This is a genomic window from Streptomyces sp. NPDC034043, from assembly GCF_055575675.1.
Genome location: NZ_JBVISF010000001.1, coordinates 19,377 through 32,638 on the forward strand (window position 1 = coordinate 19,377; position 13,262 = coordinate 32,638).

Here is a 13,262-nt window from a genome sequence, read left to right on the forward strand (position 1 = left end):
GTCTCCCTGAAGGTTGACCAACCGCACTGAAGATCGACCGCCGCGATGTTGTCTCAACGAAGCGTGATCGGGACATCCCTGGCAGCCTGGTGGCGTGGACGACTTCACCGAGCAAGGGCTTCGCGACGCGATCGCCGCGGCGGAATCGCCGGCCTGGTCTGTGAGGGCCGCAGCAGGGCGACATCTGGCGGCAGCCCCGCAGATGGAGAGTGTCGCCGGTGTCCTGCACCGTCTGTTGCTAGACGCTCAGGACACCGGGGTGACCTCGGATACGGCGGTGGCTCTCTTGGCTCGGAGAGATCCGGCCGGCCTGCGTGCAGTGCTCGCTGCCCGTGCAGTGGCCTCTGACCAGGGAACCGCCGATCAGCTCGCTGCGGAACTGGACGGTGACCCCCGCTGGGCGACCGGACAGGACGGCGCCGAGATGATCGCGCAACTTCAGGCGTTGGCAGAGGACGCAGACCCCGATGTCCGCAACGAAGCTCGGTTGCGACTTACACGCCTGCGCTGATCGGAAGGCACTGGTCAACCTTCAGTGAGATCGGCCGACCTTCAGTGAGACAGGACATCGTTGATCGGGTGAGGCAGTGCTGTGCGTCCGTTGTCATCCAATCGAGGCGTTTGACAGCGAACCCAGTCGCTTCGGCTGTCCTTGACAGCGAACCTAGTCGCACCGGGTGACGAACAGGCTTGGCCGATTGCTAGGGATGACGCCGAAGCTGAACCAGGTTGAGCCAGGTCTCCGGATTCGGTTCCACATATGCGGCACGAACCGAATAGCGCCCTGGCTCCAGCTCCACCCGCAGATGGTTCTCTGGCTCCAGTTCGTCACCAGGCCAAGCCGAGTCGAACAAGACCACCGGCCCCGGCACGTCCCAAAGTTGCTCAGGCTCCCAGCGGGCACCGGCGAGCGCGGCATCAACGCTGCCGAGAAGCTGCTCCTCCGATTCGGCGGCGCACCACCGCACGAACAGGCCGCGCTCCGGAAGGAAGGACGTCGAGGCGGGGTCATCACCGAGGATCAGGGCCTGCGACTGCCCGACCGCCACAAGGCCGACATACCCGTCGACGCCGCAGGCTCTGTCGTAGTCGGTTTCCGACTCGTCGCTGTCCGCGCCGGACCACGAAGACAGGACTACTTCGGGCACAACGATCAACGGCCCCCCACCAGACTCCACCCACTCGACTGCACCTGGATCTGCATACCTCGTCATGCGAGGAAGCTACAGGCCGCCGGGTGACAACAATCATGGCCAGGCGACACCTACGTGTCCCGGCACCACACACACGGGTCTGATCGTTTGACATCCAACCTTGGCGCCCCAGGTCAGACACCGCACCGGACTAACTTGACTGTCAAAGGACACTGTGCTTGCTTGGCCGATCGAGTTGTCAACCGCGGTCGACAACTCGGCAGGTGTCCCGTCTCACTGAACCTCAGCCGTGGGTGTCGCCGGTCTCACGGGTGGTGCTTCGCCGCTCATGTCAGGGTCAGGGCGCTTCTTTGAAGCGCGTGAGGGTGAAGATGAGGGACTCGATGTGGTCAGGGGAGCTCGCCTGACCGTCGGAGAAGTCCTCGAACTCCAGGACCGCAGCATCCTTGTTTCTGCGGGCCTTCATCCTTTTCGCCGAGGCGGAGGGACCAGCCGCCGAGCATGAGGTAATCCCGGGAGAGGGCATCCTCCGCGCGCGCTGGGGAACGGACGGGATGAACGTGCGCGCCTCGATCCTGGCGCTGCTCGCCGGCCGGCCGATGCACGGCTACGGATGATCCGGGAGATCGGCGAGCGCAGCGGCGGGGCGTGGAAACCCAGCCCGGGCTCGGTCTCCCCACCCTGCAGCTGCTCGAGGACGAGGGGCTGATCACCAGCGTGACCGAGGGCGGCAAGAAGCTGTTCACGCCCACCGAAGCCGGCCGGGCCGAGGCCGGGTCGGGACCGGACGCCCCCTGGGCGGACGCCGGCCGCGGCCCCGACTTCGAGGCGATGCACCAGATCCGCGCCGCCACCGGCGGCCTGGTGGAGGCCTTCGGGCAGGTCTTCAGGACCGGTTCGCCCGAACAGCGGGCGAAGGCCCTCGCGGTCGTCAACGATGCCCGCAAGAAGCTGTACCTGATCCTGGCCGACGAGCACTGATCCGTATGCGTCCCGGCCGGGACCCGCAGGGGCGCGCCTCGCTCATACACGCGCGGGGGCGCGCCCCCGCGGTCGTCGCGGTCAGACGACCAGGGCGGACAGCTTGCGCAGCGACTCGTTCAGCGCGGCCGTCGCGGAGTCCTTGAGCTTGCCCGCCATCAGCGAGACGGCCGCGCCCGTGAACTCGCCGTCGATGCGGACCCTCGTGGCCGCGCCGTCGGCGGTCAGGGTGTAGCGGGTGAGCACGGCGACGCCCATCGGGCCCTTGCCGGTGACGGCGAGGACGCGCTGCTCCTCCAGCTCCGAGACCGTCCACAGGACCTCGGCGGGAAATCCCATCATCTTCATGTTCTCGGTGAAGGTGGAGCCGACCGCGAGCGTCTCGGGGCCGCCCTTCGGGAAGTCGGTGTGGGTCATGCTCCACTGCCCGTACGCGTCCCAGTCCGTCAGCTGGGCCCAGAGCTTCGCGGCGGGCGCCTCGATGCGTGATTCCGCGGTGACTTCAGCCATGCGTCCACCCCTTCTGGTCGGGTACGTGCGGCGGAAGGTAGCCCCGCGGCGCGGAACATACAAGCCTGACGGGCCGTCAGATTGCAGGACGCCCGGCAGGCCGGATCCCGGGTGTGTCTCAACAGGTGTCTCGCGAGTGACGCTCCTGTCCCGCCCTGCCATGATGGGCCGATGCAAGCGTCAGGGAAGAACGCCGGACTGGGCCTGGCCCTCGTTTCGGCATGCGCGTTCGGCGGTTCGGGTGTCGCGGCGAAGCCGCTGATCGAGGCGGGTCTCGACCCGCTGCACATGGTGTGGCTCAGGGTGGCCGGGGCGGCGCTGGTGCTGTCCCCGCTGGCCTGGCGGCACCGTTCCCTGGTGCGGCGCAAGCCCCTGCTGCTGGCCGGCTTCGGGCTGGTCGCCGTCGCGGGCGTCCAGGCCTTCTACTTCGCCTCCCTGTCGCGGATCCCGGTGGGCGTGGCCCTGCTGCTGGAGTACCTGGGCCCCGCCCTGCTGCTCGGCTACATACGTTTCGTGCAGCGCAAGCCGGTGACCCGGGCGGCCGCGGCCGGGGCGGCGGTGGCCGTCGTCGGGCTGGCCTGCGTGGTGGAGATCTGGGCGGGCCTGCGGCTGGACCTGTTCGGGGTGCTGCTCGGTCTCGCGGCGGCCTGCTGCCAGGCCTTCTACTTCGTCTTCGCGGACCAGGGCGCCGACGCGGAGGACGCGCCGGACCCGATGGGAGTCATCGCCCACGGCATGATCGTCGGCACCCTGGTGATGACCGTGATCGCCCGCCCCTGGCAGATGGACTGGCAGGTGCTCGGCGCGTACGCCGCGATGGGCGACCTGCGGGTGCCGGCGCTCGCCCTGCTGGGCTGGGTGGTGCTGGTCGCGACCGTCTTCGCGTACCTGACCGGCGTGGTCTCGGTGCGCAGGCTCTCGCCGCAGGTCGCGGGCGTGGTCGCCTGTCTCGAGGCGGTCGTCGCGACCGTACTGGCCTGGGTGCTGCTCGGGGAGCAGCTCTCGGGCCCGCAGGTCCTGGGCGGCGCGCTGGTGCTCGGCGGTGCGCTCATCGCGCAGTCCTCGCGGCCGACGCCTGTGGTCGCGCAGGAGGCGCCGCTCCCCGTGGCGGACCGGGAGCCGACGAGCGCGTAGGCGCCGGGCCCGCGCGGGCGGGCCGGCCCGGACTCCCGCGGCGGGCCCGGACTCCCGCGGCGGGCCGCGGATCGCGGCCGGGCTGGTCCGTGCGGCGGGCGACGGCGTAGGGTGCTGACCATGCCTTCGACCGTGCTTCCGCCTCCCGCCGCCTAGCGCGGGCGGCTGCCACCAGAACGAGAGACCCGCCCGGGGAGTTCCCGGGCCGGTACGCGCTGCCCGCGAAGCGATGGCCTTCCGTCCCCGTCCTTCACGCATGCGCGGAGAAACACGTGTCGAACCATTCGCCCGCCACCGGGCGCAGCCTGCTGTACCTCGTCGTCGCCGGAGCCGCCTGGGGCACCGCCGGTGCGGCCGCCTCCCTCCTCTTCCTGGCCAGTGACCTCGGCCCGCTCGCCCTGTCGTTCTGGCGCTGCGCGGGCGGGCTGGTGGTGCTGGTCGGAGTGCTCGCCGTACGCCGTCCCGCGCGGGCAGCCCGGCCGGTCCGGCCGTCGTCGGCCTCGCTGATCGGGACCGGGCTGATGTTCACCGTGTTCCAGGCCGCCTACTTCGGGGCCGTGCGGGAGACCGGCCTGGCCGTCGGCACCGTCGTCACCCTCGGGGCGGGGCCCGTGCTGATCGCGCTGGGCGGCCGGTACTGGATGGGCGAGCGGCTGGGCCGGGGCGGGGCGGTCGCCGTCGGCGGTGCCCTGGCGGGGCTGGCCGTACTGGTGCTGGGCTCCGGGGGCGGTGAGGTGCGGCCGCTCGGGGTCGGCTGGGCGCTGCTGTCGGCCGCCGGATACGCGGCGATGACGCTGCGGGCCCGGTGGCTCGGGCGGCGCGGGGCGGGCGGGGACCCGCTGGTCACCACCGCGTGGTCGGTGGCGGTGGGCACGGTGTGCCTGCTGCCGCTCGCGGTGGTGGAGGGGCTGCTGCCGCACACCGCCGAGCCGGGGCGGGTGCTCTGGCTGCTGGCCTACGTCGCCGTGGTGCCGACGGCCCTGGCGTACGCGCTGTACTTCACCGGCGCCGCGGCGGTGCGTGCCGCGACGGTGTCGGTGGTCATGCTGATCGAGCCGGTCAGCGCGGCCGTGATCGCCGTCGGGGTGCTCGGGGAGCGGCTGACCGGCGCCGTGGTGCTGGGCACCGTACTGCTGCTGGCGGCGGTGGGCGCGCTGATCGCGGCAGAGGCGCGCCGGCCCGCCGGCGCGGTGCGCGCCGGGGCCGGGGCCGGGCCGGGGGACCGGCCCGCCCGGGAGCCTCAGAGCGCGCTGACGTAGTCCGGGACGGCGATGCCGGGGGCCAGGTCGGCGGCCGGGACCGGGGTGCCGTACGCCGGTGCCACCGGGACCACGCCCGACCAGTGGGGCAGGCCCAGGTCCTCGGGGTCGTCGTTCGGACCGCCCGTACGCACCTTGGCGGACACCTCGTTCAGGTCCAGCCGGATCACGGCCGTCGCCGCCAGTTCCCTGGCGTTGGCGGGCCGGGAGTCGGCGGAGCGGCCGGGGACGACCTGGTCGACCAGGGCGTCCAGCGCGATGCGGCGCTCCTCCGCGTCGGTGACCTGGTGGGCGGTGCCGTGCACGACCACCGAGCGGTAGTTCATCGAGTGGTGGAAGGCGGACCGGGCCAGGACCAGCCCGTCGACGTGCGTCACCGTCAGGCAGACCGGCAGCCCGGGGTCGGCCTTCCCGGCGGCCAGCAGCGGGCGCGAGCCGGTGGAGCCGTGCACGTACAGGGTCTCGCCCACGCGGCCGTACAGGGTCGGCAGGACCACCGGCGCGCCGTCGCGGACGAACCCGAGGTGGCACAGGTAGGCCTGGTCGAGTATCGAGTGCACCGTCTCGCGGTCGTAGCGCGCCCGCTCGCGCGCGCGGCTCGGGAGGGTGCGCCCGGTGGGCTCGTAGGCGGCGGTGGTGGCGCTCATGCTGCGGTCTCCGTTGTACTAGTGCATAATATGGTTTGTGCTAGGAGAGTATCGGATCAGTGGGCGTCGCGCATCGGAAATCGCGGCCAGTGTCGAGACGGGCGTCGGATCGGGAGCGCTCGCCCCGGGGGCGATGCTGCCCCCGATGCGTGAGCTCGCGGCCGCCTTGGGGGTGAACCCCAACACCGTGGCCGCCGCCTACCGCACCCTGCGCGAGCGCGGGGTCATCGAGACCGACGGGCGGCGCGGCAGCCGGGTCCGGGCCCGCCCGGCGACCGCCCCGCGCGACGCGCTGCGGATGCCGGTGCCCCCGGGCGTACGGGACGTCTCGCACGGCAACCCCGACCGGTCGCTCCTGCCCCCGCTGGACGGGGCGCTGGCTGCCGCCGCCCGGCGGTACGCCCAGGCCCCGACCCTCTACGGCGAGGACCCGGTGCTCCCGGACCTCGCGCGGCTCGCCCGCGCCGGCTTCGACGCCGACGGGGTCCCGGCCGGGGCCCTGGCGGTGACCTCGGGGGCGCTGGACGGCATCGAGCGCGTGCTGGCCGCGCACCTGCGGGCCGGGGACGCGGTGGCGGTGGAAGACCCTGGCTGGGGGAGCGTGCTGGACCTCGCCCCCGCGCTCGGGCTCCGGGTGGTCCCGGTGGCCGTCGACGACGAGGGGCCGGTGCCGGAGGCGGTGGCCCGGGCGCTGGGGGAGGGGGTCAGGGCCCTGGTGGTGACGGCCCGCGCGCAGAACCCGACCGGCGCCGCGGTCGGCGCGGGCCGGGCGGCGGAGCTCAGGGAACTGCTGGCCGGCCGTCCCGAGGTGCTGCTCATCGAGGACGACCACGGCCACGGGATCGTCGACCTGCCGCTCTGCCCGCTGGGCGGGGTGACCCGCCACTGGGCGCTGATCCGCTCGTCGGCGAAGGCGTACGGGCCGGACCTGCGGCTCGCGGTGCTCACGGGCGACCCGGTGACGATGGACCGGGTCCGGGGCCGGCAGCGGCTGGGCCCGGGATGGGTGAGCCGGCTGCTCCAGTACGCGGCGGTGGACCTGTGGACCTCCGGCGCCGTGGACCCCCGGGCCGTGGCGGGCTCGTACGGGCTGCGGCGGGACGGCCTGGTCGGGGCGCTGGCGGAGCGGGACGTGCGGGCCCACGGCCGGAGCGGGATGAACGTCTGGGTGCCGGTCGGCGACGAGACGTCGGCGGTCACCCGGCTGCTGGCGGCCGGCTGGGCGGTGTGCCCCGGGGCCGGGTACCGCGTCCAGGCGGGACCGGGCGTACGGATCACCGTGTCCGGGCTGGCCCCGGAGGAGGTCGACGGCCTGGCCGACGCGGTGGCGGCGGCGGTCCGCCCGGTGACCGGGGGGCGCTTCGACTAGCGGGTGTCCGAGGGGGTCGGTGATCGAGGGCGCGTCTCCGAATCCCGCGTGTGTAATATCCCGCCAGCCAAGTTAGTCATTACTGGGGGATGGTCCGGATGTGGGAGATCGCGCGCTCGTGGGTCGACGGATGGACCGTCTCGCGGGGGACGCCGAAGCCGGTGGACCGGCCGTGGGGACTGAGCGTCGAGGCCGGGAGGCCGACCGAGAGGGTCCGTCACGTCCTGCGTGACGGTGACGCCGAGACCGCCCGCCGGCTCGTCGGCGCGACCACCGAGCCGGCGATCTGCGTCAAGGCCTTTCTGGAACCGGACGTCATGGAGCCGTGGTTCCCGTCCGACTGGCAGCCGATAGATCCCGGCTTCCTGATGGCCGTCGACCTGCGTCCCTCCGTCGTGCGTGCGCCCGGCGGTTACACGGCCGCCGCCGAGACCGTCGGCGACGTCGTCCTCGTGCGCGTCCTGACCGCCGACGGGGAGCTCGCCGCCAGCGGCCGGATCGGCCTGACGGGCGCCGCGTGCGTCTTCGACCAGATCGTCACCGAGGAGGCCCACCAGCGCCGGGGCCTCGGGACGTTCGTGATGGGCGCGCTCACCGGCTCGGCCGTCCAGCACGGTGTGACGACCGGCCTCCTGGGCGCGACCGTCCCGGGCCGAGCGCTCTACGAAGCGCTCGGCTGGAAGGTCCTCGCCCCGCTGACCGGCTTCGTCCACCAGCCCGTCGCGCCCTGAAGCCGGAGTCCGGCCCGGGGGCCGGCGGGGCTCAGTCGGTCTTGCGGGAAGCGGCCCGTGACTGGGTCAGGGCCGCGCCCGCCAGGACGATCACCGCGCCGGCCGGCGTGTTCCAGTGCAGCTGCTCGCCGAGGACCAGCACACCGGCGGTGGTGGCGATCAACGGGATGAAGTACGTGACCATCTGAGCGGTGGTCGGGCCGACCTCCGACACCAGCCCGTACTGCATCTGGAGGGCCATCCCCGTCCCCAGGGCGCCCAGGGCGACCACCGAGAGGGCCGGCCACAGCGGGAAACCGGCCGGAGCCGTGGTGAAGAGCGCGCTGACGGCCGCCAGCTGGAGCGTGGAGACCATGAGCTGCGCCCCGGTGAGCGCCACCGGGGAGCCGGGGGTGCCGGCCAGGGTGCGGCGTACGTAGATCCAGCCGATCGGGTAGCAGAGCGAGGCCAGCAGGGCCAGCGCGGTGCCCTTGGCGTCGATCCCCGCGAAGCCCTGCCAGACGCCGAGCACCGTCAGGACGCCCAGGAAGCCGATGCCCAGCCCGGCGAAGCGGCGGCGCGTGGGGCGGTCCTCGGACAGCGCCACCAGCGAGAGCGCCATGCCCCACAGCGGGGAGGTGGCGTTGCAGATGCCCGCCAGGCTGGAGGGGATGCTCTGCTCGGCGTAGGCGAAGAGCGAGAACGGGACCGTGTTCAGCAGCAGTGCCGCCACCGCGAGGTGGCCCCAGGTGCGCCGGCCGCGCGGCAGCGGCTCACGGCGCACCAACAGCACCGCCAGGAGGGCGAGCGCGCCGAAGAACACCCGGCCGAGAGCGACCTGGAACGGCGCGAACGCCTCGGTACCCACCTTGATCAGGAGGAAGCTGAAGCCCCACACCACCGAGAGGAGGGCGAACCGCACGCGCCAGTCCAGGCAGGAGGTACGGCCGCTGCCCCGGCGGGCCGGCTGCGGGGCGGAGGGGACGGAAGGGGCGGAAGAGGTGGATGAAGTGGGGCGGGAGGTGGTCGGTGCGCTCATGTCGATCACTCTGCTTGCCGCGACCTCGTAGAACAAGCGAGAGTTCCTTCGAGGGTCGGCGTAGCATCGCTTACATGTTGAACCTGGAACGCCTGCGCACCCTCGACGCCCTCGCTCGCCACGGCTCGGTCAGCGGCGCGGCCGGGGGTCTCCATGTGACCACATCGGCGGTCTCCCAGCAGATGGCCAAGCTGGAGCGGGAGGTGGGCCAGCCGCTGCTCGCCAAGAACGGGCGGGGGGTCCGGCTCACGGACGCCGGCCGGCTGCTCGCCGACCACGCCGCCCGGATCATCTCCCAGGTGGAGCTCGCGCAGGCCGATGTGGAGGCCCGGCGGGGCTGTGCGGTGGGAGAGCTGCGGATCGGGGCCTTCCCCACCGCCATGCGCGGGCTGCTGCCCCGGGCCCTGACCGCCCTGCGGGCCGGCCACCCCGAACTGCGGGCCCTGGTACGGGAACGGGAGCCCGAGGAGAGCATGGCGGCCGTCGTGCGCGGTGACCTCGACATGGCCCTGGCCATCGACTGGCACAACAAGCGGATGCCGGTGCCGGTCGAGCTGACCCGCGCCCACCTCCTGGACGACGCGGCCGACATCGCGGTCCCGGCGGGGCACCCGCTGGCCGGACGCACCGAGATCTCCCTCGGTGACTTCGCCGACGACGACTGGATCTCCTGGAACGAGGGCCAGTTCTGCCACGAGTGGCTGGTGTTCACCCTGCGCGGCATCGGGGTCGAGCCGCGCATCGCGCACATCGCCGAGGAGCACCACACCCAGCTGGCCTTCGTGGAAGCCGGGCTGGGCGTGTGCGTGACGCCCCGGCTCGGCCGCGGGCCCGTACCTCCGGGGGTGCGGCTGCTGCCGGTGAGCGACAGCGTCCGCCGCCACGTGTACGTCGTCTGGCGGACGGACGCGGGCCGCCGGCCCTCCATCAGGGCTGCCGTCGACGCGCTCCGGGAAGCGGCCGCGGCCGTGTAGGCGCGGCTCAGATCTTGCGGAAGTCCCAGGACACCACCGATTGCGGCGTGAGCCGGATCCAGGCGTGCCGGCCGTCGTGCGGCATCTCCTCGATCCCGAAGTTCTTGACGGGGAAGATCCGTTCCGGCTCCAGCAGCTCCGGGCAGGGCTCGCCGGTGCGCGGCGCCTCGCCCACGAAGACGGCGCGGCCTGACAGCTCGACCCCGCGCAGTTCTCCGTACTCCTCGCCGGCGTCCACCACCACCGAGATCCGCGGGTCGGCCCGCAGGTCGGACCAGCGGCGGCTGCGGGTGATCGAGTACAGCCACAGCGAGGTGCCGTCCCAGGCGAACCACAGCGCGCCGACGTGCGGGCTGCCGTCCGGGGAGACCGTAGCCACCCGGCAGGTGCGCTGCTCGCGCAGGAAGGCGTCCACCTCATCGTCGCTCATCATGATGCGCCGGCCCCGCCGCTGCGCCGTCCGCGCGCCCGTCTCGTCCATCCGCCCCGTCTCGCCCATCCGTGCCCACCCCTTCACATCTGACTATGTGTCAGGAATCATGCGTGCTCTTCCGTCGCCGCACCAGGGGGAGTCATGCCGGAACTCGACCCAGCCACCACCGCGCTGCTCACCGTCGAGTGCCAGAACGGCGTCGTGGGCGAGACGAGCGCCCTGCCGGAACTCGCCAAGGAGGCCCGCGACTCCGGCATGCTGGACCGGGTGGCCGCGCTCGTCGACGCCGCGCGCGGGGCCGGCGTACAGGTGGTCCACGCGGTCGCCGAGCGCCGGCCCGACGGGCTCGGGGCCAACGCCAACGCGCGGCTCTTCCGGGCCGCCGCGAAACTGCCCGTACAGCAGCTGACCGGCAGCGACGCGGTGCGGGTCGCCGCGCCCATCACCGTCGCCGGGCAGGACCTCGTGGTCCGCCGGCTGCACGGACTCTCCCCGATGGCCGGCACCGACCTGGACGCCCTGCTCCGCAACCTCGGTGCCCGCACCCTCGTCGTCACCGGGGTCTCTTCGAACATCGCGATCCCGAACACCGTCTTCGACGCCGTGAACCTCGGCTACCGGGTCGTGGTCCCGTCCGACGCCATCGCCGGGGTGCCCGCGTCCTGCACCGCCGAGGTGATCCGCAACTCCCTCGCGCTCGTGGCGTCCATCACCACGGCCGGAGCCCTCCTCGCGGGGTGGGCCCCGCCCGCTCCCCGGGCCGATCCGGCGACCAAAATCGGCTGATCGGCGTCGAGGAAGGCCGCCGGGCGGGCACGGTCCATAGGTGCTGGCACCGGCCGCAGGTGAATTCCGCCCGCTTCGAGGTGACCTCGGTGATCAGTCCGTCGCCTCCCTTCGGCATTCGGCTTCTCACCGGACGAATACCCGATCGGGGTTACCTTGACAACCTCCGCGCCGGGCTTTATCACGGGTGGAAGAGGGGCCGCTCCGGCTGTTCCGGAGGTGAGGAAAATGGGCGGATCGCGTGCATCGCGCGACCATTACGCCGTCCTCGGACTCCCCGCGGAGGCGTCGCCCGAGGCGATCACCAGCGCCTACCGCGCCCTGATCCGCGCCCTGCACCCGGACGCCCGGCCGAGCGGGCCGACGGCTGCCGCTGAACTGGCCGAGGTCATCGACGCCTACCAGACCCTCCGCGATCCGCTGCGACGGTCCGCCTACGACGCCGAACGCCGTCAGCGGCCGCATTCCGCCGGCCGTCCGGTACGCATCCCCGTGCGGGTGAGGCGTACGGCGGATACGGCGGAACGGCCCTATCCAGCACCCGCGGCGAATCCTCATCGGGTCGTATTCCACGACTTCTCACGGCCGTACGAAGACCCATTCGACCGCCTCGTGTCCTGGCTGTTCCACGGCATGTAGGCCCAATGACGACCGACTCCCTGCCGCTCCCTCTCAACGCGTCCGAGGAGGCTCCCGAGCAGCCGCCGTCGCCCTGTCGCTCAGTCCAGGAACGGCACCCCGTGCACGTCGATCAAGGCGATGGCCGACCCCGGCGGCACGGCGTCGGGCACTCGGCGGAGGGAAATTCGGCGGCTGCGTCCAGCTCCCCGAGGGCGGCGACCACGACCGTCCGCCCGGTGTGCTGGATGGCCGTCTCGAAGGCGGTCTTCATCGTCGTGTCCTCCTGCTGCCAGGTGACCTGTGCCGGGCCGATGTGTCTGGCAGGGGTCATCCTGCCGGTGCGGGAGGCGGCCTGAAAACCAGGCGAGCCAACAGGAGGAGGCAGGCCCCTGGCGCGCGCGGAACAGCGGCCCGGCGCGCCGTCCGGGCACCGGACGGGCGTGGTGTCCGGTGAATTCCGGCAAACCTCCGGAAGGCCGAAATCCCCCTGATGGCCCAGGCCCGTTGGCCTCTTTGGAGCAGGCGCGCTCTCATGGTCAGGGACGGCCGCTGACGCGGCCACCACGGCAGGAAGGGAACGGCCCATGTACGAAATGCGCGCCGAGTTCGCCCCCGAACGATCGGAAATGCTGTGGCACGTCCTCGCCAAGGGGCAGACCACGACCACCCTCTGCGGCTACTCGCTGCCGCAAGGGTCGACGGTCGCCGCGCTCATGTCGGAGGGAACGGCGGAACGCTACTGTGCCCGCTGCATGACCGCCTTCCGCAGCACGGTGGGGAACAGCGCACCTCCCGCGGCCACGGCGGGAAGGGATCCGGCGGCGGTCTGACCGTGGCCCGGCCCTCCACGTCCCCCCGGGCGCCACATGCCCCGGTCTTCGTGCCCCCGGCGGGGCGCCAGCGGTATCAGGCTCGGGCTCCGCGCTCGGCCGGGCCTGGAACTCGACCTCTCCGGGCTGCGCTAGGACGAGGTGACCGTGGAGGTCCCGGGCGGGGAGCTGGCCGTCCATGGCGAGACCAAGGAGAAGGAACGCACCGGCCTCGTACGCCGGCAGACCCGCAAGGTCGGACACTTCGACTACCGGATGAGCCTGCCGGCCGACGCGGACACCGGCCGCATCAGTGCCGGCCTGTCCCATGGCGTGCTCACCGTGCGGATACCCAGGCAAGCGACGGGCGGCAAGCCCCACCGCATCGAGATCACCAACCGGTGAGACCCGGACCTCGACCAGCCGGAGACTCCCCGCGAGGTCGGTGCGCCGCGGGGAGCCGCTCAGTCCTCGAACGTGATCAAGTGGTCCGCGCCGGTCCGGTGCAGGGCCCGGCGCACCTGCTTGGCGGCGCCGCGGACGTGCACCGCGTCGGACGAGTTCGTCATTAGCAGGGGCCGGACGAGCGCGTACGCGCAGATCGCGTCCAGCCGTTCGACCTCGCCGAGGTCGAACACCCACTCGCCGACGGCGCGCAGCGCCGGATCGAGCATCGCTTCCTCGATCTCTCTGGCCGCCGTCCCGGTCACCTCGCCGCGGAGCGCCAATTCGGCGCGGCGCTCATCGGCGACCACGACGCGGACGTGTTGCCTTTCGGGCCGGCCTTGTACATGAGCGTCCATGCGATCTCCTCACCAGCGCCTCGAACCGCTTCG

Annotated in this window: 18 protein-coding genes and 1 pseudogene; 11 read left to right on the plus strand and 8 right to left on the minus strand. The window is 72.4% G+C overall.

Translation table 11 applies throughout. The features are described from left to right. Positions 1-94 precede the first annotated feature (94 nt). On the plus strand, positions 95-511 hold the full coding sequence (locus tag ACZ51S_RS00095; protein WP_468478781.1) for a HEAT repeat domain-containing protein: 417 nt from the start codon (positions 95-97) through the stop codon (positions 509-511). Between the two features lie 190 nt (positions 512-701). Here ACZ51S_RS00095 and ACZ51S_RS00100 read toward each other — a convergent pair whose 3' ends face one another. Both ACZ51S_RS00100 and ACZ51S_RS00105 read right to left on the minus strand, forming a co-directional pair. Continuing rightward, positions 702-1,214 (minus strand): immunity 21 family protein, encoded by a 513-nt coding sequence (locus tag ACZ51S_RS00100; RefSeq protein WP_468801674.1) that lies wholly within the window; start codon positions 1,212-1,214, stop codon positions 702-704. A 277-nt stretch (positions 1,215-1,491) separates the two neighbouring features. Next, entirely contained in the window at positions 1,492-1,620 is a 129-nt protein-coding gene (locus tag ACZ51S_RS00105; protein WP_468959689.1) for a hypothetical protein, read from the minus strand. Positions 1,621-1,669: 49 nt separating this feature from the next. On the opposite strand from ACZ51S_RS00105, the pseudogene ACZ51S_RS00110 reads away from it, so the two are divergent. After that, positions 1,670-2,135 (plus strand): annotated as a pseudogene (locus ACZ51S_RS00110) (PadR family transcriptional regulator); the annotation flags it as partial. 81 nt (positions 2,136-2,216) lie between these two features. Here ACZ51S_RS00110 and ACZ51S_RS00115 read toward each other — a convergent pair. After that, a complete protein-coding gene (locus tag ACZ51S_RS00115) occupies positions 2,217-2,645 on the minus strand; it encodes a type II toxin-antitoxin system Rv0910 family toxin (RefSeq protein ID WP_468478778.1) in 429 nt (142 codons plus the stop codon). 171 nt (positions 2,646-2,816) lie between these two features. Between ACZ51S_RS00115 and ACZ51S_RS00120 the strand changes: the two genes are divergently transcribed. Both ACZ51S_RS00120 and ACZ51S_RS00125 read left to right on the plus strand, forming a co-directional pair. Beyond that, positions 2,817-3,779 carry an EamA family transporter gene (locus ACZ51S_RS00120; protein ID WP_468478777.1) on the plus strand — a complete coding sequence of 321 codons (963 nt, stop codon included), beginning with the start codon at positions 2,817-2,819 and terminating at the stop codon, positions 3,777-3,779. Positions 3,780-4,051: 272 nt separating this feature from the next. Beyond that, positions 4,052-5,038, plus strand: a complete 987-nt coding sequence (locus ACZ51S_RS00125; protein ID WP_468958921.1) for a DMT family transporter — start codon at positions 4,052-4,054, stop codon at positions 5,036-5,038. Here ACZ51S_RS00125 and ACZ51S_RS00130 read toward each other — a convergent pair. Beyond that, a complete protein-coding gene (locus ACZ51S_RS00130) occupies positions 5,020-5,685 on the minus strand; it encodes a pyridoxamine 5'-phosphate oxidase family protein (protein WP_468478775.1) in 666 nt (221 codons plus the stop codon). The genes ACZ51S_RS00125 and ACZ51S_RS00130 overlap by 19 nt on opposite strands. Before the next feature lie 37 nt (positions 5,686-5,722). Between ACZ51S_RS00130 and ACZ51S_RS00135 the strand changes: the two genes are divergently transcribed. Both ACZ51S_RS00135 and ACZ51S_RS00140 read left to right on the plus strand, forming a co-directional pair. Then, positions 5,723-7,054, plus strand: a complete 1,332-nt coding sequence (locus ACZ51S_RS00135; RefSeq protein ID WP_468478774.1) for an aminotransferase class I/II-fold pyridoxal phosphate-dependent enzyme — start codon at positions 5,723-5,725, stop codon at positions 7,052-7,054. A 98-nt stretch (positions 7,055-7,152) separates the two neighbouring features. After that, positions 7,153-7,785 (plus strand): GNAT family N-acetyltransferase, encoded by a 633-nt coding sequence (locus tag ACZ51S_RS00140; protein WP_468958924.1) that lies wholly within the window; start codon positions 7,153-7,155, stop codon positions 7,783-7,785. A gap of 31 nt (positions 7,786-7,816) precedes the next feature. Here the strand turns inward: ACZ51S_RS00140 and ACZ51S_RS00145 are convergent, their stop codons facing one another. After that, positions 7,817-8,803, minus strand: coding sequence for a DMT family transporter (locus ACZ51S_RS00145; RefSeq protein WP_468958926.1), 987 nt, complete (start codon positions 8,801-8,803; stop codon positions 7,817-7,819). A gap of 74 nt (positions 8,804-8,877) precedes the next feature. Here ACZ51S_RS00145 and ACZ51S_RS00150 point away from each other — a divergent pair, with 74 nt between their 5' ends. Then, entirely contained in the window at positions 8,878-9,777 is a 900-nt protein-coding gene (locus ACZ51S_RS00150) for a LysR substrate-binding domain-containing protein (RefSeq protein ID WP_468478771.1), read from the plus strand. A gap of 7 nt (positions 9,778-9,784) precedes the next feature. Here the strand turns inward: ACZ51S_RS00150 and ACZ51S_RS00155 are convergent, their stop codons facing one another. Next, a complete protein-coding gene (locus tag ACZ51S_RS00155; protein ID WP_468958929.1) occupies positions 9,785-10,276 on the minus strand; it encodes a pyridoxamine 5'-phosphate oxidase family protein in 492 nt (163 codons plus the stop codon). Between the two features lie 75 nt (positions 10,277-10,351). Here ACZ51S_RS00155 and ACZ51S_RS00160 point away from each other — a divergent pair, with 75 nt between their 5' ends. Then, positions 10,352-10,996 carry a cysteine hydrolase family protein gene (locus ACZ51S_RS00160; protein WP_468478769.1) on the plus strand — a complete coding sequence of 215 codons (645 nt, stop codon included), beginning with the start codon at positions 10,352-10,354 and terminating at the stop codon, positions 10,994-10,996. 228 nt (positions 10,997-11,224) lie between these two features. After that, positions 11,225-11,635, plus strand: coding sequence for a J domain-containing protein (locus tag ACZ51S_RS00165; protein WP_468958931.1), 411 nt, complete (start codon positions 11,225-11,227; stop codon positions 11,633-11,635). A 112-nt stretch (positions 11,636-11,747) separates the two neighbouring features. On the opposite strand, the gene ACZ51S_RS00170 is transcribed toward ACZ51S_RS00165, so the two are convergent. Further along, positions 11,748-11,948, minus strand: coding sequence for a hypothetical protein (locus tag ACZ51S_RS00170; RefSeq protein ID WP_468958933.1), 201 nt, complete (start codon positions 11,946-11,948; stop codon positions 11,748-11,750). 253 nt (positions 11,949-12,201) lie between these two features. Here ACZ51S_RS00170 and ACZ51S_RS00175 point away from each other — a divergent pair, with 253 nt between their 5' ends. Both ACZ51S_RS00175 and ACZ51S_RS00180 read left to right on the plus strand, forming a co-directional pair. Further along, a complete protein-coding gene (locus ACZ51S_RS00175) occupies positions 12,202-12,447 on the plus strand; it encodes a hypothetical protein (RefSeq protein WP_468478767.1) in 246 nt (81 codons plus the stop codon). A 141-nt stretch (positions 12,448-12,588) separates the two neighbouring features. Beyond that, positions 12,589-12,831 (plus strand): Hsp20 family protein, encoded by a 243-nt coding sequence (locus tag ACZ51S_RS00180; RefSeq protein ID WP_468958935.1) that lies wholly within the window; start codon positions 12,589-12,591, stop codon positions 12,829-12,831. 59 nt (positions 12,832-12,890) lie between these two features. On the opposite strand, the gene ACZ51S_RS00185 is transcribed toward ACZ51S_RS00180, so the two are convergent. Continuing rightward, complete coding sequence (locus ACZ51S_RS00185) at positions 12,891-13,229, minus strand: STAS domain-containing protein (RefSeq protein WP_468478765.1); 339 nt, start codon at positions 13,227-13,229, stop codon at positions 12,891-12,893. Positions 13,230-13,262: the final 33 nt, after the last annotated feature.

What these genes read in the sequence shown, in the direction of transcription:
- ACZ51S_RS00100 (WP_468801674.1), bottom strand. Translation starts at nt 1,214, where the DNA reads ATGACGAGGTATGCAGATCCAGGTGCAGTCGAGTGGGTGGAGTCTGGT.
- ACZ51S_RS00105 (WP_468959689.1), bottom strand. Translation starts at nt 1,620, where the DNA reads ATGAAGGCCCGCAGAAACAAGGATGCTGCGGTCCTGGAGTTCGAGGAC.
- ACZ51S_RS00115 (WP_468478778.1), bottom strand. Translation starts at nt 2,645, where the DNA reads ATGGCTGAAGTCACCGCGGAATCACGCATCGAGGCGCCCGCCGCGAAG.
- ACZ51S_RS00120 (WP_468478777.1), top strand. Translation starts at nt 2,817, where the DNA reads ATGCAAGCGTCAGGGAAGAACGCCGGACTGGGCCTGGCCCTCGTTTCG.
- ACZ51S_RS00130 (WP_468478775.1), bottom strand. Translation starts at nt 5,685, where the DNA reads ATGAGCGCCACCACCGCCGCCTACGAGCCCACCGGGCGCACCCTCCCG.
- ACZ51S_RS00140 (WP_468958924.1), top strand. Translation starts at nt 7,153, where the DNA reads ATGTGGGAGATCGCGCGCTCGTGGGTCGACGGATGGACCGTCTCGCGG.
- ACZ51S_RS00145 (WP_468958926.1), bottom strand. Translation starts at nt 8,803, where the DNA reads ATGAGCGCACCGACCACCTCCCGCCCCACTTCATCCACCTCTTCCGCC.
- ACZ51S_RS00150 (WP_468478771.1), top strand. Translation starts at nt 8,878, where the DNA reads ATGTTGAACCTGGAACGCCTGCGCACCCTCGACGCCCTCGCTCGCCAC.
- ACZ51S_RS00155 (WP_468958929.1), bottom strand. Translation starts at nt 10,276, where the DNA reads ATGGGCGAGACGGGGCGGATGGACGAGACGGGCGCGCGGACGGCGCAG.
- ACZ51S_RS00160 (WP_468478769.1), top strand. Translation starts at nt 10,352, where the DNA reads ATGCCGGAACTCGACCCAGCCACCACCGCGCTGCTCACCGTCGAGTGC.
- ACZ51S_RS00165 (WP_468958931.1), top strand. Translation starts at nt 11,225, where the DNA reads ATGGGCGGATCGCGTGCATCGCGCGACCATTACGCCGTCCTCGGACTC.
- ACZ51S_RS00170 (WP_468958933.1), bottom strand. Translation starts at nt 11,948, where the DNA reads ATGACCCCTGCCAGACACATCGGCCCGGCACAGGTCACCTGGCAGCAG.
- ACZ51S_RS00175 (WP_468478767.1), top strand. Translation starts at nt 12,202, where the DNA reads ATGTACGAAATGCGCGCCGAGTTCGCCCCCGAACGATCGGAAATGCTG.
- ACZ51S_RS00185 (WP_468478765.1), bottom strand. Translation starts at nt 13,229, where the DNA reads ATGGACGCTCATGTACAAGGCCGGCCCGAAAGGCAACACGTCCGCGTC.